Raw genomic sequence first — 25,299 nt, 5'->3', positions numbered from 1 at the left:
ATATAACCTATTCTATATTTTTCTATTTCGTAAGGATCAATCGGTTGGTAGAAGTTTTGCCGTTAGCAGTAATTCTGTACAGGTAAGTGCCACCTGGTAATTTGCTTCCGTCAAACTGAAGGGCATGGCGGCCGGCAGCCTGTTTTTCTGAAACAACTGTCTGTACTTTTCTGCCCATTACATCATATACCTCTATAGCCACAGGGCCTTCTGCAGTAACTGTATAACTGATTGTGCTACGACCGGTGCTTGGGTTAGGGTAGGCGTAGCTTTCTTCGGCGTTAGCAGTTTTTATTGCTGAAGTTGTGGATGTGGCAACCGGCTGTGTGGTCGCGTTCCAGGAGTTGTAGGTTCTGGTAACGATAACAGCAAACTCGGCGCGGGTTACGTTTTGTGTTGGCTTAAAAGTAGCATGCATCGTCGGGAACAGGTCAAGCGGGCCTTGAGTAACGCTGTAATAGGCATTAATCAGACCTAACTCCAGGGCTACACTTACATAACCTTCCAGGCCGGCTGGTATTTGCTTGGCGTCATCTACCGGAATTTTCTTGCCGTCTACCGTAACTGTTACTGCTTTGCCATTTCTTTCCAGTGCAAATTCCTGTAAGCCAAGTGCCTGCACTAACGAGTAAGCTAAACTGGCTCTGTTCACGTTTCCGGTCGGTGAGAATTTACCTGTACTGGTTGGCAGCATTACACCATTGTACGCGTGCAGTCTGTCTCTAAGTGCAGCACCTTTGGCCACTACCGATTCCCCAAGTAAAACTTCGCTGCCTTTCAGGTCTGTGAACGTAACAGCGCCGTTTGTTGGCATAAACTGGCGTACTGCCTGGCCCATCATCAGGTAATCAGCTAACTGAATGCGCTTCAGTAGATCATCAGGCTTAAAGGCACCATTCAATCCATCTACTAAGCGGGCAGCAACTGCCATTTTAATAGCTGCTTCGGCAGGGTGGCCAGCAATGTCAGTCATGCCGGAGGTGCCGTTTACACGCTGTAGGCTTATTTTACCGTTTATAGTTTCCGGGAATGCTATACCTTGCAAACCTTCTACTTTTAATGTCCACTGGCCAGGCATCGGTGATGCTACGGCAACACCTCTGTCGTAAGTCAGGCTAAACGTAACAGGTATACCGGCTCTGTATTGTGTGCCATCCGGACTTAAAAGTATAAGATTGACCGGGTTACCAGATTCTCCTAACAAACCTCCTGCACTTATTTTTGCTTCAATGCTGTTGGTGCCTTCCGCCACCGTAAAGGTCATCTGGTTATTGGCTGCCAGCAACGGGTTATAGTCAATAGTAAAAGGTGTGGTCTCTGTAACAGAATTTACACTGCTGTTAAAGGTACGGGTAAGGTTAGCGTACGTGCCAAATGTGGTGTTGCGGTAAATGTGGTCCACGGCAGCATAGGCATTTACATACCCTGCGCCTACTTCCCAAGGCTCGTAGTTTGGCATATTGGTAGCCGTTTTCTGAAGGATGCTTTTTACCTGGGCCGGAGAAAGAGAAGGGTTAGCTTCCAGTAAAAGCGCAACTATACCTGCGGTGTGTGGCGTAGCCATAGAAGTACCGCTCATGTGGGTATAGTACGGTACGTGTGCCGGGTCCAGGGTTTCGATGTCGTGTTGTGCCTCCAGGGATGCTACCGGGCCAATAACGCGGGTTGAAACAATGTCAACGCCGGGTGCAACTATAGTTGGTCTGTTCTCATAGGTCCAGGTTTCGCCGTCCATCGTAAAAGTGCCACCTTCGCCTTTTACACCTCTCGACGAGAAATCTGCTAGGCGGCCATACTTGTCGCCGGCACCAACAGAAATTACCCATGGCGCAATGGCGTAGGGGTTGTGTGTGTCAGAGCTCGGGCCATCGTTACCAGCCGCAAATAACGAAACAATGCCGCGGTCATACGCTTTTTTAGAGGCAACGTTTACCGGGTTGTTCGGGTCAAAATCGCCGCTGGTGCCCCACGAGTTAGAAATAACCCGGATGCCGTACTGGTATTGGTGGGTAAGAGCATAATCAAAACCGCCAATAGCATCGAGCACTAACAGCGCAGCCCCCGAGCCATAACCAACCAGCGTAGCGCCTGGTGCAACACCCTCGTATAAGCCATTCGATTTAGCGCCGGTTCCGCCCACCGAGCCTGCACAGTGCGTACCGTGGCCCGAGTTAGTATCTGTATTTGGTACATTCTCAACCCATGTTACAGGCAGCATTGCGTCTACTCCGTTCAGGTTTGTGGAGCCCAGCACGTTTTGTACCAGGTGTGTCCCGAACTTCAGGTCTTCGTGGGTGCCATCCACCCCGCTATCATTTATCATCACGGTAATGCCTTTCCCTGATACCGGAATGCCTTTGTTACGGGCGATCATCTCTTTGTCGGTACGCAGCCTGCGCACGCCGGTCAGGTGGGTGCCGTTATAGTTGTAATAGGTAAGCTTTTTATTCAGGTAAACAGACCGCACCTGATCGTTATTTACCAGGGCATTTATCTGAGCTGTAGTAGCTAGTACGCCGGCAATCGGGAGTGATTTAAAAGTAACACCGCTGGTAATACCGAGTGAGTTAAGTAAGGCTATATTGGAGGTAGTGGGAGCAGCATTGCCGTGGAAGGTTACAACAACTCCTACCGCGCCGGTAGTAGTTTGCAGCAGGCTTTGCAATTCTTTGTCAAGTTTGTTCTGGGCGGTTATGTTGCCAACCGTGAAGAGGCAGATCATAACAAAACTTAAAAATTTAGTCATAGGTGAGGTGAGTTAAAAGTGTTACATATTTATTGGAAATGTTATAATAAAAGGGTGTTAAATTATGTATTTGTTTAAGGTTAAGTATAATATGGCTTTGTACTATACTTGTTTAAACATCGTTGAGTAGTTTGCTGTAAATTTTTTAAAAAGGCTTTATTTAGCTGCTAGACAGTGTTTTGAGTGGTATTTTAGAATAGCACAATTAGAGGAATGTTGAAAGATAAATTGTATGCTGCGTTAAGAAATGCTTAAGTTTGGCTGATCGATTAAACAAAAATAGTTATAAATTATAATGCTATAGTTTTATGGTTTTCTGATTCTTTCAAGTGTTTTTAATGCAATCTATGGCAAGTAGGCCAGAGTGCTACTGAAACTATAGGCACAAAAAAACGGCGACTGTTTATAGTCGCCGTTTCTGTTTGATAAATGTTCTGCGTAACTATAGTTTATAGTTGCTCTGCTGATGAGGAGTTTGGTTTTTTGCTGTTACGCCTTTTGCTGGCGCGCTTTACATATACCGCTGATGGACCTTTGTCGTCTTCTTTCCGGATCGTGAACAGGTCTTTGTGCGCTTTTATAAGTTGCAACAACTGCCCGTAACCAAAAGTACGTGGGTCAAAGCTGGGGTCGAGTTGGCGCAGGTTTACGCCTATTGCACCAAGGTGCGCCCAGCCATCTTCGTCGGCAGCCATACTAAAGGCTTCTTTCAGCAAAGGTATTGGGTTAGGGCGCTGATGGTTTGTGCCGTTTTCTGCTACACGTTCCGCATCCTCAATCTGCTTTTCATCAATATGCTCGATCAAGTTTTCGGTGAAAATGAAGATGTTGCAGGCATTAACGAACGGCTTTGGCGTTTTGCGCTGCCCAATGCCCATTACAAAAATACCGGCTTCGCGTATGCGTGTGGCCAGCCGGGTATAGTCTGAGTCTGATGATACGATACAGAAACCATCAACCAGGCCGCTGTGCAGCAAATCCATAGCATCTATAATAAGGGCGCTGTCGGTGGCATTTTTACCTATCGTATACCTGAACTGTTGTATCGGTTGTATGGCGTGGTGGTTCAGGCATTCTTTCCAGCCGTTCATTTGCGGCGTAGTCCAGTCGCCGTAAATACGACGTATCGTTATCTGTCCATACTTGCCGGCTTCAGCCAGTAATTTAACTATAAGGCTAGGCTGGGCATTGTCGCCGTCAATCAGTATAGCTAAGCGGTGTTTCTTTTTTTCAGGATAAGGGTTTCTCATGTATAGGTTTCATGTTGACGGCAACGCGGCCGGCCTGTATTGTAGCTGTTTGATTTTTATGGTATACTTATACGTTGGTAGAGGGTTGTGGCTATAGTTGTCAGGGGTTCTTACACAGCAGTTTATAGTTACAACTGCCAACATACTTACACTTATCTCGGTATATCTACAACAATATTATACTTCTCTTATGAACCTGAACTTCATGAAAAAGACGCTTTACACGGTGGCATCGGTTTGCTGCCTGGCTATGCCTGCTGCCCGTGCGCAGGTGTTTAAAACCGACGAACCCTTGGCCCATACCTATTCTATAGTTGCCCGCGACCCCGAAACCGGCGAAATGGCAGTGGGGGTGCAAAGTCACTGGTTCTCGGTGGGTACGGCTGTGCCCTGGGCCGAAGCAGGGGTTGGGGTAGTTGCTACGCAATCGTTTACCAACAAATCGTTTGGTATGCGCGGGCTGGAGCTTTTAAAGCAAGGCAAAACTCCCGAAGAAGCGCTGGCTATACTTTTGAAAGATGATGAGGGCCGCGAGGTACGTCAGGTCTCGATATTGGATGCACAGGGCCGCGTGGCGACCCATACCGGTAAAAACTGCATTCGCTATGCTGGGCATATTACTGGCAAAAACTTTTCGGTACAGGCCAACATGATGCTGACAGACAAAGTGTGGCCGGCCATGGCAAAGGCTTTTGAGCAAAGCACCGGCAAGCCACTGGCCGAGCGTGTGCTGCTGGCCATGCAGGCAGCCGAGCGCGAAGGCGGCGACATACGTGGCAAACAATCGGCGGCGCTGGTAGTGGTAAAAGGCAAAAAAAACGACCAGCCCTGGGACGAACGAACGATAGACTTAAGAGTTGATGACCACGAAAAACCACTGGACGAACTAGCGCGCCTGCTGAAAGTATACCGCGCCTACGAACACATGAACAATGGCGACCTGGCCGTAGAAAAAGGGCAAATGGACAAAGCGATGCAGGAATATGGCAAAGCCGAAACCATGTTCCCGAATAACCTGGAAATGAAATACTGGCACGCGATAACCTTAGCCAACAACGGCGACATAAATGGTGCTACCAAACTGCTGCGCGAAGTATACAAGAAAGACGATAACTGGAAAGAGCTAACCACCCGCTTACCCGAAGTCGGCCTGCTCACACTTAAACCACAGGATCTGAAAAAGATAATGGAGGTGAAGTAGACTTACTTGATTAGGGCCGGTTGTTGGCTTTAATGGCGCAACCGTCCCCACTCTTGCCTAACTATAGTTGGGACCCAACCTTACTTATAGTTTAAACTGATGTGTTGCTCTCCCGGACATCCTTGTCAGGAAGCAAGTCTGCCGTGGACTTCTTTGTCCTTAGGTTGTTACCCAGACGTTGACCTTCTTTGCAGATGAGTTCAGGTCTTGGATTTTTGAAACAACAAGAGGTAATTGGTAAAGTCTGAAAGGGCCCACCTTTTGTAAACGCTGCAAAATGAATGATTTCATAACTGTTTATGAGTACTCTACCTCACAGTCAGACAGTTTTTGGTTAATAGGTTTAGTATTCGTTGTTTTCTCTGGAATTTGGATATTAGCCAACTATAGAATTCATGATACAATCTTTAATTCCAAATCTGTTTTTGGTTTGATGTTATTTGCTTTCTCACTCATTTGGACCGTGTCGGCCTATAGCAATCAATCAGATGCAGAACAAATTGCATTGCATGCACTTCGGAACGAAAAGTATAAACGTGTGGAAGGAATAATTGAAGATTTTGACCCTATGCCCAGTGGAGGACATAAATATGAAAGTTTTACTGTAGCCGGAGTTCCTTTTAGTTATTCTGATTACAGCGCTGTGGAGGGGTTTAACAAAACAAGATCGCATGGCGGACCAATACGGGGAGATAGAGATAGTGTGAGAATAAAATATTACACTCATCACCAACAAAACTTTATCCTTAAGTTAGAGATCAAGTATGCTCCCGATAGTTTACTTAAATAGATCTGTTCCGCGAAACTGGCATCTCAAAACTATACCTATCTTTTAAAAATTATAAAATCAGCAGGAAAATAGAAGTATAGCGTTGTGTATATGTTATAACTCCGAAAACATTTCTAACTTATAGGCACAAACAAACAACCAAACTAAAACAACTCACCTGACAATGTTTATTAAAAACAGACTCCACCATTTGCTGTTGGCTGCAGCCACGGTGATAGCGGCGCCGGCTATGGCACAGCTCAATGCAGTACCATCTGACTCTGCTGTTATCAAACAGTTTTACAACAATGCCCTTACCAGTTACAAAAGCTACGACGACCTGCGCTACCTAACCAAAAACATAGGAGCCCGCTTAAGTGGTTCGCCACAAGCCGCTGCCGCCGTTGAGTGGAGCAGGCAGGTAATGAATAAAATGGGCCTCGACCGTGTATATGTGCAGGAAGTGATGGTGCCGCATTGGGTGCGCGGCGATAAAGAAATTGGCCGGATCCTGAGCCCGCAGGTCGGGTCATCAAACGTAAATATTGCAGCGCTGGGCAGCTCGGTGGGCACCGGCGAAAGCGGACTAACTGCCGAAGTAGTAGAAGTGCATAATTTTGAGGAGCTGGAAAAACTGGGCAAACGCAAAGTAAAAGGCAAAATAGTTTTCTTTAACCGCCCGTTCGATAACACGCATGTAGAAACGATGGCTGCCTATAGTGGCGCCGTTGACCAGCGTGGTGGCGGCCCGGTAGCAGCTGCCAAACTTGGTGCCGTAGCAGTTATAGTTCGCTCCATGACCAACGACATACAGGATGTGCCGCACACAGGCAACACCCGCTACCAGGATGGTGTAGATAAAATTCCGGCGGCAGCAATCAGTACAAAAGGAGCTGAAATGCTGAGCAAACAACTTAAAAACGATCCAGGACTGAAGTTTTATATGCGCATGACCTGCGAGAACCTGCCGGAAGTACTGTCTTACAACGTGATAGGGGAGCTGAAAGGAACTGAGAAGCCAGACGAAATTATAGTTGTGGGCGGCCATCTGGATTCGTGGGATTTGGGCGAAGGCGCGCATGACGACGGAACAGGTGTAGTACAATCGATGGAAGTGTTGCGTTTGTTTAAAGACCTGGGTATAAAACCGAAACGTACAATACGTGCGGTGCTTTTCATGAACGAAGAGAACGGTTTGCGTGGCGGTCGTAAGTATGCAGAAGAAGCCAAATCAAAAGGCGAGAAACACGTGGCTGCCATCGAATCGGATGCTGGTGGATTTACGCCGCGCGGTTTTGGCATGGAAGCCAATGCCGCCCAGATACAAAAAGCATTAACCTGGAAACCGCTGCTGGCACCTTATGGCTTACACGAAATAGGGGCCGGCCACGGCGGCGCAGACATTGGTCCGCTTAAAGGCCAGGGAACGGTAGCGCTTATCGGTTTTAAACCGGATTCTCAGCGGTACTTCGATTATCACCACACAAACATCGACACATTTGAAGCTGTAAACCGCCGCGAAATGCAGTTAGGTGCCGCCTCTATGGCATCGCTGGTTTACCTGATCTCGCAGTACGGGTTATAGTTTTAAAATCCGGGTATTTGACGATCAGTCTCCCAACTATAAAATAGAAACGCCTGCTCTGGTTTTCCGGGGCAGGCGTTTTTGTTTGAAATGATTGTAAGAAGACCTCACAGCGTCTTCCAGACCTGTGAGTGTCTGTATTGCTTCGTAGTTAGACGCTCACAGGAGCTGCGCACGCTGTGAGGTCATTGTAGTTTACGGCAGTAATAACGAACTATCGCCGTAGCTCAGGAATCTATAGTTGTTATCCATAGCATGTTGGTACACCTTACGCCAGTTCTCACCTATCAATGCTGACACTAACAGCAACAGCGTACTTTCTGGCTGGTGGAAATTTGTAACCAGACCTTTGCAGATACGGAAACTATAGCCAGGCGCAATAATGATCTGGGTGCTGGCGTGCAGGTGGTTGGTGTTATAGTTTGCCATAAACTGTAGCAGTGCCTTTAAAGCTATAGTTGCGGAAGGTAACTCAGCTCTCTCGTAGGCAAACCATTGGTTTATATGTAACTGGTCTTGTTGTAACGCAGGTTGTTGCAGCACTTTTACGCCCAGCCAATACAAACTCTCCAGAGAGCGCATACTGGTTGTGCCCACCGGAATAACAGGTTTGTGCTGTTCTACCTGTGCCAGTAACTGAAGTATAAAATCTTTGGTGATGTAGAGCTGTTCGGCGTGCATTTCGTGTTCTTCCATCACATCGGCCTTTACCGGTTTAAAGGTGCCGGCACCAACATGCAATGTTAAATAGGCTGTAGTGATTCCGTTAGCTTTTATAGTTGCCATTACCTTATCGGTAAAATGCAGGCCGGCAGTTGGAGCGGCCACGGCACCTTCCTGGTTGGCATAAATGGTCTGGTAACGAGTACGGTCGTCGGGGGTAAGGTCGCGGTTAAGGTAGGGCGGCAAGGGCAGTTTACCACAGCGTTCCAGCACCTCGGCAAAAGTCAGGTTGGCAGGCTCCCAGGCAAAGTTTATCAGGAAATGTCCGTCTTTCTGGGCTTCGCGCTCGGCGGTTACGGTGCCGCCTTCAAAGTGCAGGTATAGTTTGCCGTTTTTCCAGCGTTTGTTGTTACCTACCAGGCATTTCCAGGTGCAGCTATGGGTTTGTTGCATGGCCAACTGCACTTCGGTGTGAGGTTTTACAGGCTCCAGGCAAAATATCTCTATAATTCCGCCTGTTTCTTTCTGGAACAATAAACGCGCCTGCACTACTTTGGTGTCGTTAAAAACCAGTAAGGTATCGGCAGGCAAAAGCGAAGGCAGGTCTGTAAAGGTATGATCAGCTATAGTTCCGTGGCTATAGTACAGCAACTTCGACTGGTCGCGCTCAGGCAGTGGAAATTTAGCAATGCGTTCATCTGGCAGCTCGTACACAAAATCTTTTATCGCCAGCTTTTTAGGATCAGACATGTATTTAGTTAAGAGTTTAGAGTTATGAGTTAAGAGTTATGCGTAGTGATGTTAAGTTAACTTTTAACTCTTCACTTTTAACTCTTAACTAGTTACTAACTATTGTTCAGTGGTTTCTTCGAGGTCGTTCAGTTCCAGGGTCAGGGCGTTTACGGATATCTGAATTTCGCGCAGCGCCAAAGCCAGCGAAGCCAGCAGCAATAATAAGCTCAGGCCAAACAGGTATTTACCAGCCGTTTCGTAGCCTGCAAAAAGAATGAACATGCAGAACACACATCCAAACATACTGCAAATACCAAGCGCCTGCATGTTACGGATAAGAATGAGCCTGGCACGCAGGTTTTCGATCTGCCCGTAAACCAAACGGCTTTGCGTAGTGGCGTAGCGGGTTTTAAGGCTCCGGATAAGGTTGGCCAAGGCCATAAAACGGTTGGTGTAAGCCAGCAGTAACAACGAGAGCGCCGGAAACAAAAGGGCAGGCGTGGTCAGCGTAATTTCCATGTACCAACTATAGTTTTGGCTACTGTATACTTTTAAGGAAATCTTCGTCCAGAGGTTCGTCGTCATCGTCCTGCTGGGCATGGTGCTCAAAATCGATAGCAGTTAGCAACTCCAGTCCTTCCAGCATCAGTTCGTCCAGTTCTTCTTTCGAGCTGGCATCCAGGGTAGCTTCAAAAAGGCCAAGTATGTGCTCGCGCTCTTCGTTCACAAAAATCTCGTGGTACAGGTTATCAAACACCGCAATCTTTTTCTGCACGATCTTGTCAATCTCCTTCGAGCTTTTAGCTTTCAGGGCTTCCTGTAAAATCTGTAGTGCTTCTATACTTGTTTCGTTATCGGCCAGGCGGGTATAGGCTTTTAGAAAGGCAATAGCTACTCCTAAACGCACACGCTCAAACCTGAAGTTCAGCTCGTCTGTAGCCTTATTCGTTTTAACAAAAGTCTTATAGGCATCTTCAAAATTTTTATAGACACTGACAGCGCCTTCCTCAAAAACCTGTGGGTTCTCAGTGTCATAGGCTGTCTCAAGTAATAGCTGTAGGTTTTTGGCGCTCATGGTTTGTTGCTTTGTACTTTGCAAAGGTAATAGTTTGGCTGCTTTTATACTATGTAAAAACAAGGGCCCGGTAATACTGAAGTATACCGGGCCCTGTCTGTATTTGTTGATCTTAACCTATAGTTACCAAACCCACTGCGGGCAGAGCACTCGGCTGGCATTGTTCAGTTTAAAACCTACTACTACTTCGTGGCTGCCTGCACTAACCCGGCTCATGCTGGAGGTGGCAACTTCGTAAGAATAACCTACATCAAACAAATGGTTCAGGTTAACGCCCGCCATTAATGCCCAGGCATCGTTGTGCCGATACGATACACCACCCCACACATACTGTGCATAAAGGGCACGTAGGTTAAGGTCAACGGCCGGTGCGGCAGATGAAGTAGCTTTAACCATAACTGAAGGCACCACAGCCACATCGCCAGCCGTCTGGAAGCGTAAGCCTGCCGTGCCGTAAAAGTGGGGCAACAGGTTCATGGCCGGGTCATTGGAGGTTACAATTTCCTGCTTGCTTTTCAGTAACTGCATCCCAGATAAGCCAACATAAAAATCAGGACTGTACAGCCAGATACCTACCCCTACATCAACTTTAGTGGCTGTCATATTGCCGCCTGTCAGGTAAGGGTCGCTGGGGTCCAGTACCTGCGCACGGTTTACATCTACACTATATTGGGTTACGCCACCTGCCAGTCCGCTTGATAGCGTCAGATACCTTGTGATGGGTTGGTGGTAAGCGTATGTTCCGTTTACAGTAGATGTCCGCAATAAACCGGCTTTATCTACCTGCACTACTGCGCCAACCCCGTGGTGCGGAATAGCTTTTTTGTAGCTGTTACGCCCCGAGAAACCATACTTGTTCGACTTCCTGGATTTAGGGGAAGTTTTCGCGTTGTCCGGGTTACCGATAGAGCCATGGAAGGTGGCATAAAAGGTTTCGGGTGCGCCTTCTACACCTGCCCACTGCCCGCGGTAACTGGTGCGCAGGTCGGCATAGCTTTCTATGCCACCTACTGCAGGGTTTGTGAGGTAATTGTTTAATGCGTACTGTGTGTACTGTGGGCGCTGCTGCGCCAGTGCGGTGCCTGCTGCGGCAACCAGTGCCACTACTATAGTTAAAATACGTCTCATAGCTGGCATTACTTAATAATTGTTATACTTCCTGAAATTGGTGCTTCGTCTCGCGACAGGTAAATGATGTAGTAGTAAGCACCCAGTGGCATTGGTTTGCCGTTGCGGGTACCGTTCCATGGTTCGGTGTAGCCTTTGCTTTCGAAAACCTTCTCGCCCCATCTAGTAAAGATCTCTACTCTGCAATCCGGGTACTTATCCAGGTTCTCCACATAAAACACATCATTTATACCATCTCCGTTAGGCGTCATGGCATTCATCGGTACAATAGCTGGCACCACATTTACAGTTATAGTTGCGGATGACGTACAGCCTTCAGCCGTCGTCATGGTTACTGTATAAGTGGTGGTTACTTCCGGCTTCGCGATCGGGGTTGCTATAGTTGCATCTGACAGGCCCGTAGCCGGAGACCAACTATAGGTTGCGCCGCCGCTGGCCACCAGCTTCGTAGCTTTGCCCTGCATAATGGTTACATCGCCACTCACACGTACCTGCGGATCTACCACAATGATCTTCACTTCTTTGCGGGTCGGGCTTTCACAGCTGGTGCTGTTAAGGGCCTGTACCCAGTAAGATGTGGTAGTGTATGGCGATGTCGTAAAGGTGGTTCCTTCGCCTAAGTAAGTTCCTCCCTGCGGTGAATCGTACCACTCTAGGCGGGTGCCTGGTGCCAGGTTGGTAGCCTGTAAGGTAGCGCTGCTGCCCGGGCACACAGAAACCGAAGCTATAGTTGGCGCTACCGGTAACGGCACTACTTCCATCTTCACGGCATTGCTGGTATGGTCGCCACATGGGCCTGCAGAGCGTACCACACGTCTGTACCAAGTATTTCTGGTAAGTGCCTGTGTAGGTATATAATGCTGACCGGTCGCCCCCGATATGTTGGTATAGTTGATACCGTCGGTACTTTGCTGCCACTGGTAACTATAAGGGTCCGCTCCCTGGAAGGCCACAGAACCTGTTATGGTAACTGGTGTGCCTCCACTGCAAATGGTTTGAGCCGAGCTTACAGTATTATCAGTAATCTGTTTTATTACCGTGATGGTGATAGCACGACGGGCGCTGCTTACACAACCTGTTGAATTTACTGCCTCTACATAATAAGTTGAATTGGCATAAAGTGGCTGCGTTGTAAAGCTTATACCTGTGCCGATAGCTGTGCCACCAGAAGCAGTATAGTACCAGCGGTAAGTTATATTAGAAGCTCCTGTCGATGGATTTTTGATACTCAGCGAAGCAGAACTTCCGGCACAAACCGTAACATCGTCGGCAAGTGGGGTAGCAGGAAGTGGCGTAACAGAAACCTTCACGGCGTTGCTTATACTTTCGCTGCATGGTCCTGCCGCTTTCACTACTCTTCTGAACCAGGTATCGGCAGTAAGGGCTTCCGGTGCATAATCCTGCGCATAGGCGCCAACTATACTCACGAAGTTTATACCATCCTGGCTGCGTTCCCACTGGTATGACAGCGTCGTATTGCCACCACCTGTAGGTAATGAACCCGACAGCGTAGATGGGTTGGCGCCACTGCAAATGGTCTGGTTACCGGTAACCGTGTTATTGGCAAGCGAGGTCATGATGTTAACAGTTACCGCTTCGCTTGGGCCTGCACACGCAGGGCCCGAAGAAGTATAGGCCGTAACATAGAACGTTGCTTTAGAAGACAGCGGTACGGTGGTGTACGTGGTGCCTATGCGTAGCAATGTTCCGTTCGCATCAAACCATTTGTACACAAGTGCTGCATCCGGCTGAACTATAGTTAAGGTCGCGGTACCGCCACTGCATATCGTAGCATCCTGCACCACAGGCGTACCTGGCTTGGTTGTAACCAGCACATCGGCCTGCGCTTTGGTAGCACTGCTGCAGCCAGCCGTATTTACTGCCTCTACAAAGTAAGACCTGCTGGTGTAAAGGGCATTGGCTGATGTATAAGAAACACCGGAGCCAAGCAGGATTGTGCCTGTAGCATCTTCGTACCATCTGTATTGCAGGGCCGGGTCAGGGTTCTTTACAAACAACGTGACTGTTTCGCCGGAACAGCTGGAGGCGTTGCTCACAACCGGGGTGGCCGGTAACTGCGCTACGCTTACTACAACTGCTTTGCGGGCAGGGCTCACACAACCGTTTCCGGATATAGCCTCTACATAGTACGTTGTGCTTGCTTTCAGACCACTTACAGCATGTGTATTGCCAGTTGCCAGTAACTTGCCTGCTCCGTCATACCATCTATAGTTTAAGGTCATGTCCGGGTTGATTACAGCAAGGGTTACAGTTTCGCCGGCACATATAAAGGCATTGTTGGCCAGTGGTGTAGCTGGTTGTGGTGTAACAGTCACCTTCACCGGTGTGCGGCTGCTGGTACATGCCGAGCTGTTTACTGCTTCCACAAAGTAGGTTCTGTCCGAGGTAAGGGCACCGGTCTCAAACGATTGACCTGTAGCTAGTGGCACGCCGCCTGTCGCAACACTATACCACTTGTAAGTATAGCCGGTGTTGGCCTGCTTCACAGTTAAGGTGGTACCGGTTCCTGCACAAACTATAGCATTGTCTACTTCAGGTGTACCTGGCAGCTGCTGTACGTTAACAGTTACTGCTTTGCGCTGGCTGGTGCAGGCTTGTGTGGTGGTTGTGTAAGCTTCTAAATAATAAATGGTATTCTGGGTCAGGTTACCGGTTGTGAATGAAGAGCCATTTGCTACCGGGTTGCCGTTGCTGTCCAGCCATCTGTAGTTCAGTTTCACATCCGGGTCTGTTACAAACAGAGTTGCTTTGCCTCCTGCGCAAATAAGCTGGTCGTTTGCCTGCGGTGTGGCCGGTAGTGGTGTTACAAATACCGTTACCTGCTTACGCGGACTAATACAGCCATTACCGTTTACAGCCTCTACATAGTACCTGGTTTCTGACTGCAGGCCTTCTACAGAGAACATCGTACCTGTTGCCAGGCTTGTGCCGCCGCTGGCTACACTAAACCAGCGGTACGTATAGCCATTCTCCGGAGAAACAGAAAGTATAGCTTTTGCGCCTGCACAGATCGTAATGTTGGAAGCAACCGGAGTAGAAGGTAATGGTATCGCTCTTACTTTGATGATGTTACTTACTTGGTCCGGGCATAGTCCGTCCGGGATGGTAGCTCTTCTTCTGAACCAGGTTGTTACATGCAGTGCCTCCGGCTGGTAATCTTTGCCGGTTGCATTCACAATCAGGTTAAAGTTGATGCCGTCTTCGCTGCTTTCCCACTGGTAAGTGATGTTGCCGCCGCCGCCCATGGCCTGTGTGCCTGTTAACTTAACCGGTACATCGCCACTGCAGATAGTCTGGTCAGTAGCAATGTTATTGTTCGTGATCGGCTGCGTTACATACACGGTTACTACGGTGCGGGCCTGGTTTACGCAGCCTGCCCCAGAGCTTGCCTCTACATAGTAAATGGCGTCAGCAGTAAGGGTAGGTGTTGTAAACGTAGTTCCGGTAAACAGCAGGGTTTCTGTATCATCGTACCACTTATAAACTACAGCCGGCGTCGCATTCTTTACATACAACGTTGCTGTGGCACCTGCACAAATCGTAGCATTATCCGCAACCGGAGTGGCAGGTAGTGGCGTTACGGTTACATTTACTGTTTCGCGGGCGCTGGTGCAACCCGGAGAAGTTGTAGTAACTGCCTCTACATAATATAGTGTGCTGGCTGTAAGTGCCCGTGAAGTATAGGTAGTGCCGGTAGCAAGTGCCGCACCACTCTGGTCATACCAGCGGTACATCAGGTTGGCATCGGGGTTGGTTACGCTAAGCACTACAGTACTGCCGGCGCATACGGTTCTGTCGGCTACAACAGGCATGGCCGGCTGCTGTATAACTTTTACAACTACAGCTTCGCGGTTTACACTGGTGCAGCCCGATGCTGTAGCGGCCTCTACATAATATGTTCTGTCAGACGTAAGGGCAGCCGTCGTGTAGTTTGAACCGATAAATACCGGGGTGCCGCCTGTTGCTACTGTATACCACTTATAAGTTATACCCGGTATCACGCTCTTAACCGAAAGCTGGGCAGCAGTACCGGCACACACACTTGCATCATCGGCAAGCGGAGTGGCAGGGCGTGTAGCTACATTAACAGCCACCGACGTGCGACCACTTACGCAACTTGGCGTGCCCGATGTTACAGCCTCTACATAGTAGGTGCTGTTGCTATTGAGTACGGCAGTAGTATAGGTGGTGCCAGTCGCCAGTAAGGTACCGTTGCCATCAAACCAGCGATAAGTAAGGCTTGCATTTACATTTTCTATGGCCAGGGTTGCCTGCTCACCGGCACAGATCGCTACATCCGATGCTGAGGGCGCTTCCGGCTGCGGCATTACCGTTACCGTTACCGTTCTTCTGGCGCTGCTGCAACCTGTGGCATTCACGGCTTCCACGTAAAAAGTAGTAGTGGTTTCGAGCGCGCCTGTTGTAAAAGAGGAGCCCGACACAATGGCGCCGCCGCCCACAGGGGTAGTATACCAGCGGTACGTATAACCTGGGGTTACATCCTTTACGGTCAGGGTAGCAGTGCTTCCTTCGCAGATAGTGGCATTATCAGCAACAGCCGTAGATGGGATCGGGGTGATCGTGATCCGGATCGTGTTACTGCTATGCTCGGCACAAGGGCCCGTTGTTTTTACTTCTCTGCGGAACCAGGTGGTAATGTTAAGCGCACCTGGCGTATAGTTCTGGGTAGTGGCATTGCTGATGGCTGTAAAGTTGATGCCGTCTTCACTGCGTTCCCATTGGTAACTATAGTTGCCGCTTCCATTTGGTAACGACCCTGTGAGCGTGGCTGGCATGCTGCCGCTGCATATAGTCTGGTCGGAGCCTATAATGTTATTGCTAACCGGCTGCACTACTGTAACGGATACTACTTGTTTGGTCAGGCTGGCGCATCCGTTGCTGGTTACCGCCTCTACATAGTAAATAGTGCTTTCAGTTAGTGCTTCAGTAGTATAAGATGTGCCAGAAGTAATCAGTGCCTCGTTCTCATCATACCATCTATAGTCTACCGAAGGTACCGGGTTGTTTACGAACAAGGTAGCGGTAGTGCCGGCACAAACCGTTGGCTGGTTTACTTCAGGTGCCGCTGGTAGTGGCGTAACAGTTACCGTTACGTTTTTGCGTGAGCTGGCACAACCTGAAGTAGCAAGAGCTGCGGCCTCTACCGCATAAGTAGTGGTTTTGTTCAGGATGCCTGTGTTAAAGAATGAACCGGAAGCCAGCAGGTTGCCACTGGTGTCGTACCAGCGGTAGGTCAGCGATGCATCCGGCGAAGCAACAGAAAGCGTTGTGCCTGTGCCTGCACAAATGGTAGCATTTGCTACTGCCGGTACGGCTGGTATAGGAACCACTGTTACAGCAACTGCCTTGCGTTCCTGGCTGCTACAACCTGCCGCATTTACTGCCTCTATGTAATAAGTTCTGTTAGAGGTAAGCGTAGTCGTTCTGTAAGTTGATCCGGTGTGCAGCGGTGTGCCGCCTGCAGCTGTTCCGTACCATTTGTAGGTCAGGTTAGGGTCTACATCTTTTATAGTTAGATCTGCAGCGCTACCAGAACATACAGTAGCATCGTTGGCCTGAGGTGTTGCCGGCAGCGGTGTTACATTAACTATAACGGTGCTGCGGTTGCTTACACAAGATGGCGTAGCAATGGTAGCAGACTCTACATAAAACACTTTGTTATCGGTAAGGGCATTTGTAGTGTACGATGGACCGGAGCCTACTAAAGTGCCGCTGTTATCGTACCAGCGGTAAGTAAGGTTTGCGCTTGGGTTAGTTACAGCAAGTATAGCCTGCTCATTCATACAGATGCTGCGATCTGCAACAGTTGGAGCTGTTGGTAATGGGGTAACTGTAACGGTAACGGCTTTGCGTGGACTCAGACAACCTGATGCATTGGAGGCCTCTACATAGTAAGTGGTAGTGGCATTAACAGCAGGAGTGGTAATGGTGTTGCCAACAGCAAGTATAGTTCCCCCAGAAGCTACCGTATACCAGCGGTAGGTATAACCAGAATCCGGATTTTTTACACTTAACGTAGTAGTACTGCCTTCGCAGGTGGTGGTGTTATCGGCTTGCGGTGTGGCAGGTAGTGCATTTATAGTTACCTTAATTACATTGCTTATGTGCTCCGGGCAATTGTTGTTGGCTTTTACCCTTCTTCTGAACCAGGTAGTGGTATTCAGGGTGCCTGCCGCATACGACTGTCCAATGGCGTTTGCAATAACGGAGAAGTTTACACCATCCTCGCTTCGTTCCCACTGATATGAAAAGTCGCTGCCATCGCCTGCAGGCAACGTGCCTGTGAAAGGCGCCGGTGTGCTGCCGCTGCAAATGGTTTGGTTATCAGAGATGATGTTGTTAGTGATGGCCGGTGTAACGGTAACGCTCACTGTTCTTCGGGAGGCGCTAACACAGGCAGTACTGTTGTTTGTTACGGCCTCGAGTTGGTATGTAGCGCTATAGTTAAGTACGGCAGTAGTGTAAGAGATACCGGTTGCAACCTGTGTACCTCCTTCGTACCAGCGATAAATCAGTCCGGGCTCCGGGTTCTTCACCCACAGCGTAGTGCTGTTGCCGGCACATACGGTAGCGTTATCTGCATTTGGTGTTGCCGGTAGTGGCGTAACCTGTACTGTAACAGTACCGCGCGACGTGCTGGCACAGCCACCAGTTGTTACAGCTTCAATATAAAAAGTTGTAGTTGCAGCTACCGAACCAATCGCATAGGTATTACCTGTAGCCAGTAACGTTCCGCCGGTTGCCGCTGTGTACCATCTGTAAGACAGGTTAGCTGACGGATCTTTTACAGTTAAGGTAGCCGGTGCACCAGCACAGATCGCAACGTTATCGGCAGTTGGCGTAGCGGGCAGCGGCGTAACCGTAACATTAACCTGCGAGCGGGAGCTTACGCAACCTGCAGCCGTAACAGCCTCCAGGTAATACGTGCTTGCCGATGTTAAAGAGCCAGTAGTGTAGGTTGTACCTGTACCTATTGCCGTTCCGCCTGTGGCAGAAGTATACCACTTGTAAGTCAGCGATACATCCGGAGAAATTACTGAAAGCTGGGCAGAACCACCGGTACAGATCGCAACATCCTCAGCAGCAGGCATTGTTGGCATCGGGCTGACCGATACCACAACTGCTTTGCGGGCACTTGTACAAACAGGGCTTGTAACAGTAGAAGCCTCTATATAATATGTTGCCGTTGCTGACAGATTAGCTGTAGTATAGGTAGTACCGGTTGCCAACAGGTCGCCGCTTGTATTAAACCAGCGGTACACCAGGGTAGGGTCCGGGTTAGAAACAGATAAGGTAGCATTACGTCCGGCACAGATAGTTTTATCTGCAGCCTGTGGCATTTCCGGTAATGCTCTTACGGTGGCTGTTATGGCTCTGCGGTTGCTTACGCAGCCGGTTGTGTTGGTTGCATCTACATAGTAAGTTGTGGTAGCGGTAAGCGATTCGGTAGTTAAAGTCGGGCCTACACCTACCGGGCTGCCCCCTGACGCTGTGGTATACCATTTATAGGTTAAAGAGGCATCCGGAGATGTTATACTTAACTGTGCTCTTTCGCCGTAGCAAACGGTGCTGTTTTGGGCGAGTGGTGTAGTTGGCAGCGGCGAAACAGTAACTTTTACAGCGTTGCTCACATGTTCCGGACACGAGCCGGATGCCGCTCTTACTTTCCTTCTGAACCACGTGCTGATCGTTAACGTGCCCGGGCTATAGGTTGAGTTGACAGCGCCGGCTATACTTGTAAAGTTGCTTCCGTCTTCGCTGCGTTCCCATTGGTATACATAAGCACCACTACCGCCTGTAGGTTGTGTGCCTGTAAGTGTATATGGCGTGCCGCCGCTGCAAATGGTCTGGGCGCTGCTGATGCTGTTGTTATCAATGTTTGGCGTAACGGTAACTATAGCTGCACGGCGCGCAGGGCTGGTACAAGCGGTAGCTGTGTTTGAAACTGCTTCCACATGGAACGTAGTGCTGTACGCCAGGATGTCGGTAGTAAACGTAACACCCGATGCCAGCAGTGAACCACCCAAATACCAGTTATAAGTTGCTGTAGGGTCTGGGTTCTTTACAAACAATACAGCAGCATCGCCGGAGCAGATAGTCGTATTATCTACATCAGGGATAGCTGGTAGTGGCGTTACGTTTACATAAACTGCTTTTCTGTCGTTGCTGGTACAGCCTTCCGCTGTTGATGCCTCTACATAAAAGATGGTGGTTTCGGTAAGGGGCTCTGTCGTATAGTTTGTGCCGGTTGCTAACAGGGTGCCTCCGGTATCACTGTCGTACCAGCGGTAAACCAGGTTCACGTCCGGAGCCAGTACTGATAAAGTAGCTATACTTCCGGCACAGATGGCAGCATCGTCGGCGGCTGGAGTGGCAGGCAGTGGTTTTACGCTTACTGTTACCATCCTGCGTGACGAGCTTATACATCCCGTTGCAGAAATTGCCTCTACATAATATACTTTGCCCGAAGTTAAAACACCTGTATTAAAGGTGGTACCTGTTGCTATAGCTGCGCCACCTGTTGCCGTTGCATACCATTTATAAGTATAGTTTGCATCAGGGCTGTTAACAGAAAGGGCGGCTGCTGTGCCGGTGCAAATAGCTACGTTATCAGCTAAAGGGGTGCCCGGTAATGGGTTTACAACTATTTTAACAAGATTACTGATGCTTGTAGGGCAACTGCCGGAAGCTGTTACTTTGCGGCGGTACCAGGTGGTGGCAGTTAAGGAGCCCGGAGCGTAATGCATGCCTGTAGCACCGGTTATTGTGTAAAACAAGCTTCCATCTACACTATACTCCCATTGGTAAGTATAGCCACCCCCACCGCCGGTTGGTACGGTGCCCTGCAAAGCTGCCGGTGTGCTACCACTGCAAAGCACCTGATCAGCAGAAATGGCGTTATTGGCAATTTTTGGGGTAACTATAACTTCAACGGCTACTTTAGGGCTGGCGCAACCCGGCGATGCCTTGGTAACAGCTTCTACATAATAAGTAGTGTTTATAGTTAGCGGAGCCGTAACGTAATTGTTACCAGTTGCCAGAAGGTTATTGTTGCTGTTGTACCAGCGGTAGAAGATAGAAGCATCTGTTGGATCTACGGCAAGAGTGGCACCACTGCCCTCGCAAATGGTAACGTTAGCGGCAGTAGGTTTGGGAGGTAACGGGGTTACGGTAACATCTACGGAGCGGCGTACACTATAGCAGCCAGCATCAGAAGTAGCCTCTACATAATACGTTTTGTTTGATGTGAGCGGGGTAGTTGTAAATGTGGTGCCGGTAGCGAGTAACGTTCCTCCTTCGGCTACATCGTACCAGCGGTAAGTAAAGTCAGGCTCCGGGTTGGTAACTATAATGGAGGCCGATGAACCGTAACAGATCATTGGCTCATCAATATCTATAGTTGCCGGCATTGGGGTAACAGTAACAACTATAGCATTGCTTATCGTTTCGGGGCAAGTGCTGGCTGCTTTTACCTTGCGCCTGAACCAGGTAGTAACTTTAAGGGAAGCTGGTGCAAAATCTTTGGCATTGGCGCCCTGTACATCAATAAAGGTATTGCCGCCATCGGTGCTTTGCTGCCACTGGTAAATGTAACCTCCGCCACCACCGGTTGGCATTGTACCGATCAGGGGTTCTGGTTTGCCACCCGTACACATGGCCTGGTTAGCCGTAATGCTGTTGTTTGTGATCTGAGGAGTAGAGTTGGCTTTAACTTCGACACGTATGGTGCTATAACACTGTGTTTGTGCAGTAGTTGTAGCCTCTACATAATAAGATACCGGACCAGTTACGGCTTGAGGAGTGATAAAAGTAGGGCCAGTGCCCAGCATTGTAGTGCTTGTTGCCGTGGCGTACCAGTTGTAGATGGTGTTGCCATCATTGTTAGCTACTGTAAACATGGCGCGCTCGCCGTAACATACCAGCCTGTCAGAAACTATAGGTGTTGCGGGGATAGGGGTTACTGTTACTTTTACCGGGTTGGTTTCTTCGCCGCAACCGCCGTTGTATGCAACTCTTTTGTACCAGGTAGTTTGGTAAAGTGGGGGAGGAGAATAGCTTTTATCGGTAGCTGAGGCAATAGGGCTGTAGCCAGAACCAGAACCAGTAGTACTTTGTAACCACTGGAAGGTCATGTTCTGTGGGGCGTTACCTGTTATAGTTGCAGGTCTGGTGCCGGCGCATATTTCCTGGTTGCCGTTTAGTACGGTTGCGTTGCCGTTGGTTAGCGAGGTGGTTATAGTGGCTGTGGTTCGGGCAGAAGTACAGCCGCTGGCTGTTAAGGCCTCCACTTCAACCTGCATATAGCTGGCATTGTTCATGGTGTAGGATGTGCCCCATACCAGCAAAGCGCCTGTGTTTTTGTTATACCATTTATAGAGTAGGTTAGGATCTGCGTTATTTACCCACAGCGTAGCATTGCTGCCCGTACAAACTGCCATACTTTCCACGTCGGGTGCATCAGGTATGGCTTCTATTGTAATAAGCTGGGTGTCTTCGGCTATCTCCACATCAAACTTGCCACACCTTTTGGTAACCGTTATAGTTACTTTATGTGTGCCCGGCGTCGGGAAGTTTATACTTGGGTAGGCTGATGTTGCCACCACGGTCCCGTTCAATTTCCAGGAATAAGTGAGGGTACCACCGTCGTTGGAATATACCGGTGTATGAGCCGCGTTAGTGGTAGTAAAAGCTATAGTCCTCGGACCACAGTAACCAATATCTGCAGGCAAGGTAACAGTAGGCGGCTGGCATTGCGAAAATGCAGCTGTTGGTGCAAACCCTAATAACAAGAAAGTAAGCAACAGGGGTAAAAGTATTCTCATAAGCAGTTAGTATTTCTGTGGTACTATAAACCAGATAATTTTGCTGAAAATTGCATAATACAAGTATAGATTATTGATGTTGTAAACATTTGTCATGTTTGATGTATCAATAACTTAATTAGTATAATTTTCAGAAAATCAGAGCTGGATTCTTAAGCAATAATAATAAAATATAGTTTCTGTAAAGCTTATTTTTTTATCTCTATTGCATTGATAATTAATAAATAACATAACTATAATATATTAATTTGCTAATAAAAAGGAAAAAATGGTAGCAATAGTAATTGTAACTTTTTAAATACTGTGTTATACCTATCGGTGAGTTGTGGGAATTGTGTTATAAGCTGAAGACTGGCTGGTGAATTGTAATATGAATATTTGGAATAAGGAAGGAGCTGAAAAGTACATCCATAAAAAAAGCCCGGACTATAGTTCGGGCTTTTTTTATGGATGCTATGTTACAGGTTATTCTTCGTCGGCCCTTGCCGAACCGGAACTAATGATTTGCCCGAAGAAGATACTGTTCAGGAACAGTTTGTTGGTGCCATACCAGAATGCCCTAAAATTTGGGTTATCTGGCATAGCGATTACTTTACCTGAACCAATGGCCGTAACGGCTACGGCTGCCGAATTTTTTACCTGCTGCAGGTTTTGTTTGGAGATATAACCAGCCATCAACGGGTTAGCAGTATACATAACCGGGTTGGCATAGGGGTTTTTAGATGGCTCCAAAAACAGGGTGTTGCTACGGAAGATCGGTAACTGTTTATCTGTATAGCCATAAGCCAGCGGGTGCGTCAGGTCTAAAGTCGTTTCGAAAATAGCGCCGCCAATAACTTGCGCCCCTGATTCGCTGTCTAGGCTGGCATAGGCTTTACGGGCTGTTGCTTTTTCATTTTCGGCTTGCTTAAAGCTGATAGTGCTGAGACCGTTTTCTGCCAGCCATTTAATGGCGTCGCCCATGCCTATAACCGTATTGCCCTGCTGCACCCATGCTCTGAGTTTATCTTTTGACAGGCTGTTGTAATTTCCATCGGCCATCACTAAAACATTGTAACGGCTTAGGTTTATGCGGTTAAAGTTGTCTGTTGTTATGAGGCTGGTCTTTATATCGAAGCGGTTATCGAGCAGGTGCCAGGCTTCGCCGGCGTCGTTGCTGTTTACGCCATCGCCGGTAAGCAGTGCTATAGTTGGCTTGCGCAGGTTCAGCATCATCGGGCTACCCAGTTTTATACCTGCTGAAGAAAGACCTGTTTGCATGGCATGTACCTCTATACCGTTAGCTTTAGCTGCTTCATCCAGTAATTTATATAGCTCAGCTCCAGAAACCGGCTGACCTGCCACAGGTATAACTATAGTTCCGTAGCCAAAGCTTTTGCCGTTTCCGCTAAACGTGTCGGTAGCTACTTTGGCCTGTATGCCGTGGTTAAACAGCGTATTAAGTACACGTGGTGCGTAATAATCTTTCCACTCAAAAGCATAGGCGTACGAACTTTGGCCGCCGGTTACTTTGCCAGTTGGTAGCTGTGGGTTGGTAACTTTTTCGCCGAGCTGGGTTAGCTTATAGTTTTTGCCACTCAGCGCGGTGTACTCCAGGTCAAAAGCCAACGGAAAGGTCCAGGCAGAGATGTCGTAGAAAAGGCTGTCTTTGAACGTGGTGCGCTTTTCAAACATGGCCTCTATCAGTTTATACTGCGGCTGCTCCAGGGGTACGATGTAGGCACTTTCAGGGCTATAGTTGGTGTTGCCTGCTTTTATAGTTTCTTTCGGTTTGTAGATCTCGATCTGGTGCTGCCGGATAATTTCAGCCAGATGATAGGCGCGGGCAGGATCTTTTTCAGAACCAAAAATATAGGCTTTGGTCGCTACTTTTTTAGACTCATTCAGCGACTGTTTGTAGAAATCGCGCTGATGGGCCAGTAACTCTTCGCGCATGGCGTTGGCTGCTTCCAGTGACGAGAGCGTGGTTACAAACTGGTTGCGGATGGTAAACGGAAACGTTAGTACACCATTTATACTTTCCTGGGCGTGGCCGCGCGAACTTGCCTGTTCAAACAAAATACCTACTGCGCCATTCACATCCGGGTACGTAGAGCCCTTGCCATAGTAAAAGTCGTCGTAGCTCTCTTCGGTATAGTATAGCGAGCCAATTTTATCCAGTGCCTTTGCGTGGTAATTGCCTATTTTCTGGGTTAGTTTAAAGGCGTTTTCAGGAGATAGCGGGTGATTGCGGCTCGGTATGCCCGGCTGAAAAAAGAACGTAGCGTTGGTGCCCATTTCGTGGTGGTCTGTGAGTAGGTTTGGTTTCCACTCATGGAACTTTGCCAGCCTGCCGCGCGACTCCGGGTGTTGTAACGGTAACCAGTCGCGGTTGAGGTCGAACCAGTAATGGTTGGTTCGGGCACGTGGCCATGTTTCGCTAAACTCAGAGCTGTTGGGGTCGGTAACCAGGTTTTTGCCACGGTTGGTATTTACCCAGCTGGCAAAGCGGTTCAGGCCATCCGGGTTAATGGATGGGTCAATCAGAACTATAGTTTCTTTTAGCAGTTTGTCAATTTCAGGGCCTTGTGCAGCGGCTAAATGGTAAACGGCAAGTAAGGCCGCATTGCTTCCGCTTGGTTCGTTGCCGTGCACGCTATAACCCATCCAAACTACAGCCGGCATGCTTTTAATATCCAGCTTACCAGAGTTTGCCGGGTCGGTCAGTTGCTTATGCTGAGCCTTTAGCTGTTCAATGTTTTTATGGTTATCGGGATGTGTTATTGTTAGCAGGTATAACGGGCGGTTTTCGTGGCTGCGGCCATACTCCGCTATGGTTATCCTGTCCGATACCTGGTCCATGTAACGCATATACGCTACCAGTTGGTCGTGGCTTACGTGCCATTCGCCTACTTCGTAGCCAAGTACCTGTTGCGGTGTTGGAATACTTTTGTTATAGGTAACATCTTTGGGTAGGTAATAAGAGAGCGTAGCCTGTGCCTGCGCCCACTGGCAACTCATTAAAAGTGCTGTAACAGCAAGTGCGTACAGTTTTTTCATTGGTAAAGTATAAAGGGTGAGGTAAAGTAGTTAGTTACTGCAAGTTGCCTTTTTATATAGCTTTTTGCAAATGTAACTGAGCACATTAGTATAAAGCAGGAAGGTAAGGTAATGCAGCATTGATAAAATATAAGCTGATTTAAAATTGTACACTATAGTTTACCTGCAAACCAAATACAAGCATAACCCATACATTCCCTTCCCGAAATTCTGAAGCTTATTTTATACTCAAACGTCCTGCCGTTT

11 protein-coding genes are annotated in these 25,299 nt (G+C 48.4%); 3 read left to right on the top strand and 8 right to left on the bottom strand.

Features of this window, described 5'->3' with window-relative positions; genetic code table 11:
- Window positions 1–22: 22 nt before the first annotated feature.
- Together GWO68_RS01640 and GWO68_RS01635 are read right to left on the bottom strand one after the other, a co-directional pair.
- Entirely contained in the window at window positions 23–2,746 is a 2,724-nt protein-coding gene (locus tag GWO68_RS01640; RefSeq protein WP_162344664.1) for a S8/S53 family peptidase, read from the bottom strand.
- A gap of 449 nt (window positions 2,747–3,195) precedes the next feature.
- Window positions 3,196–3,996: an NYN domain-containing protein gene (locus GWO68_RS01635; RefSeq protein WP_162344663.1), complete on the bottom strand. Its 801-nt coding sequence runs from the start codon at window positions 3,994–3,996 to the stop codon at window positions 3,196–3,198.
- Between the two features lie 205 nt (window positions 3,997–4,201).
- Between GWO68_RS01635 and GWO68_RS01630 the strand changes: the two genes are divergently transcribed.
- From GWO68_RS01630 to GWO68_RS01620, 3 genes are all read left to right on the top strand, one after another.
- Window positions 4,202–5,197 (top strand): DUF1028 domain-containing protein, encoded by a 996-nt coding sequence (locus tag GWO68_RS01630; protein ID WP_162344808.1) that lies wholly within the window; start codon window positions 4,202–4,204, stop codon window positions 5,195–5,197.
- Window positions 5,198–5,474: 277 nt separating this feature from the next.
- Window positions 5,475–5,987, top strand: coding sequence for a hypothetical protein (locus tag GWO68_RS01625; protein ID WP_162344662.1), 513 nt, complete (start codon window positions 5,475–5,477; stop codon window positions 5,985–5,987).
- Between the two features lie 229 nt (window positions 5,988–6,216).
- The gene (locus tag GWO68_RS01620; RefSeq protein WP_162344807.1) at window positions 6,217–7,551 is read left to right on the top strand and encodes a M20/M25/M40 family metallo-hydrolase; all 1,335 of its coding nucleotides are present in this window, start codon (window positions 6,217–6,219) and stop codon (window positions 7,549–7,551) included.
- A 195-nt stretch (window positions 7,552–7,746) separates the two neighbouring features.
- On the opposite strand, the gene GWO68_RS01615 is transcribed toward GWO68_RS01620, so the two are convergent.
- The 6 genes from GWO68_RS01615 to GWO68_RS01590 all read right to left on the bottom strand — a co-directional run bounded on the left by GWO68_RS01615 (window position 7,747) and on the right by GWO68_RS01590 (window position 25,053).
- A complete protein-coding gene (locus tag GWO68_RS01615) occupies window positions 7,747–8,964 on the bottom strand; it encodes an S-adenosylmethionine:tRNA ribosyltransferase-isomerase (RefSeq protein ID WP_162344661.1) in 1,218 nt (405 codons plus the stop codon).
- Window positions 8,965–9,063: 99 nt separating this feature from the next.
- Complete coding sequence (locus GWO68_RS01610) at window positions 9,064–9,465, bottom strand: DUF2721 domain-containing protein (RefSeq protein ID WP_162344660.1); 402 nt, start codon at window positions 9,463–9,465, stop codon at window positions 9,064–9,066.
- Window positions 9,466–9,484: 19 nt separating this feature from the next.
- Window positions 9,485–10,021, bottom strand: a complete 537-nt coding sequence (locus GWO68_RS01605) for a hypothetical protein (RefSeq protein WP_162344659.1) — start codon at window positions 10,019–10,021, stop codon at window positions 9,485–9,487.
- A gap of 123 nt (window positions 10,022–10,144) precedes the next feature.
- A complete protein-coding gene (locus GWO68_RS01600; RefSeq protein ID WP_162344658.1) occupies window positions 10,145–11,149 on the bottom strand; it encodes a PorP/SprF family type IX secretion system membrane protein in 1,005 nt (334 codons plus the stop codon).
- Window positions 11,150–11,157: 8 nt separating this feature from the next.
- Window positions 11,158–22,014, bottom strand: a complete 10,857-nt coding sequence (locus GWO68_RS01595; RefSeq protein ID WP_162344657.1) for an Ig-like domain-containing protein — start codon at window positions 22,012–22,014, stop codon at window positions 11,158–11,160.
- A 465-nt stretch (window positions 22,015–22,479) separates the two neighbouring features.
- Complete coding sequence (locus GWO68_RS01590) at window positions 22,480–25,053, bottom strand: M14 metallopeptidase family protein (protein ID WP_162344656.1); 2,574 nt, start codon at window positions 25,051–25,053, stop codon at window positions 22,480–22,482.
- Between the last annotated feature and the right edge of the window lie 246 nt (window positions 25,054–25,299).

Origin of the sequence: Pontibacter fetidus, from assembly GCF_010119545.1 — a bacterium.
Classification (GTDB): Bacteria; Bacteroidota; Bacteroidia; order Cytophagales; family Hymenobacteraceae; genus Pontibacter; species Pontibacter fetidus.
Note: the sequence above shows the minus strand (reverse complement) of the source record. Positions and strands in the feature narration are given on the sequence as shown.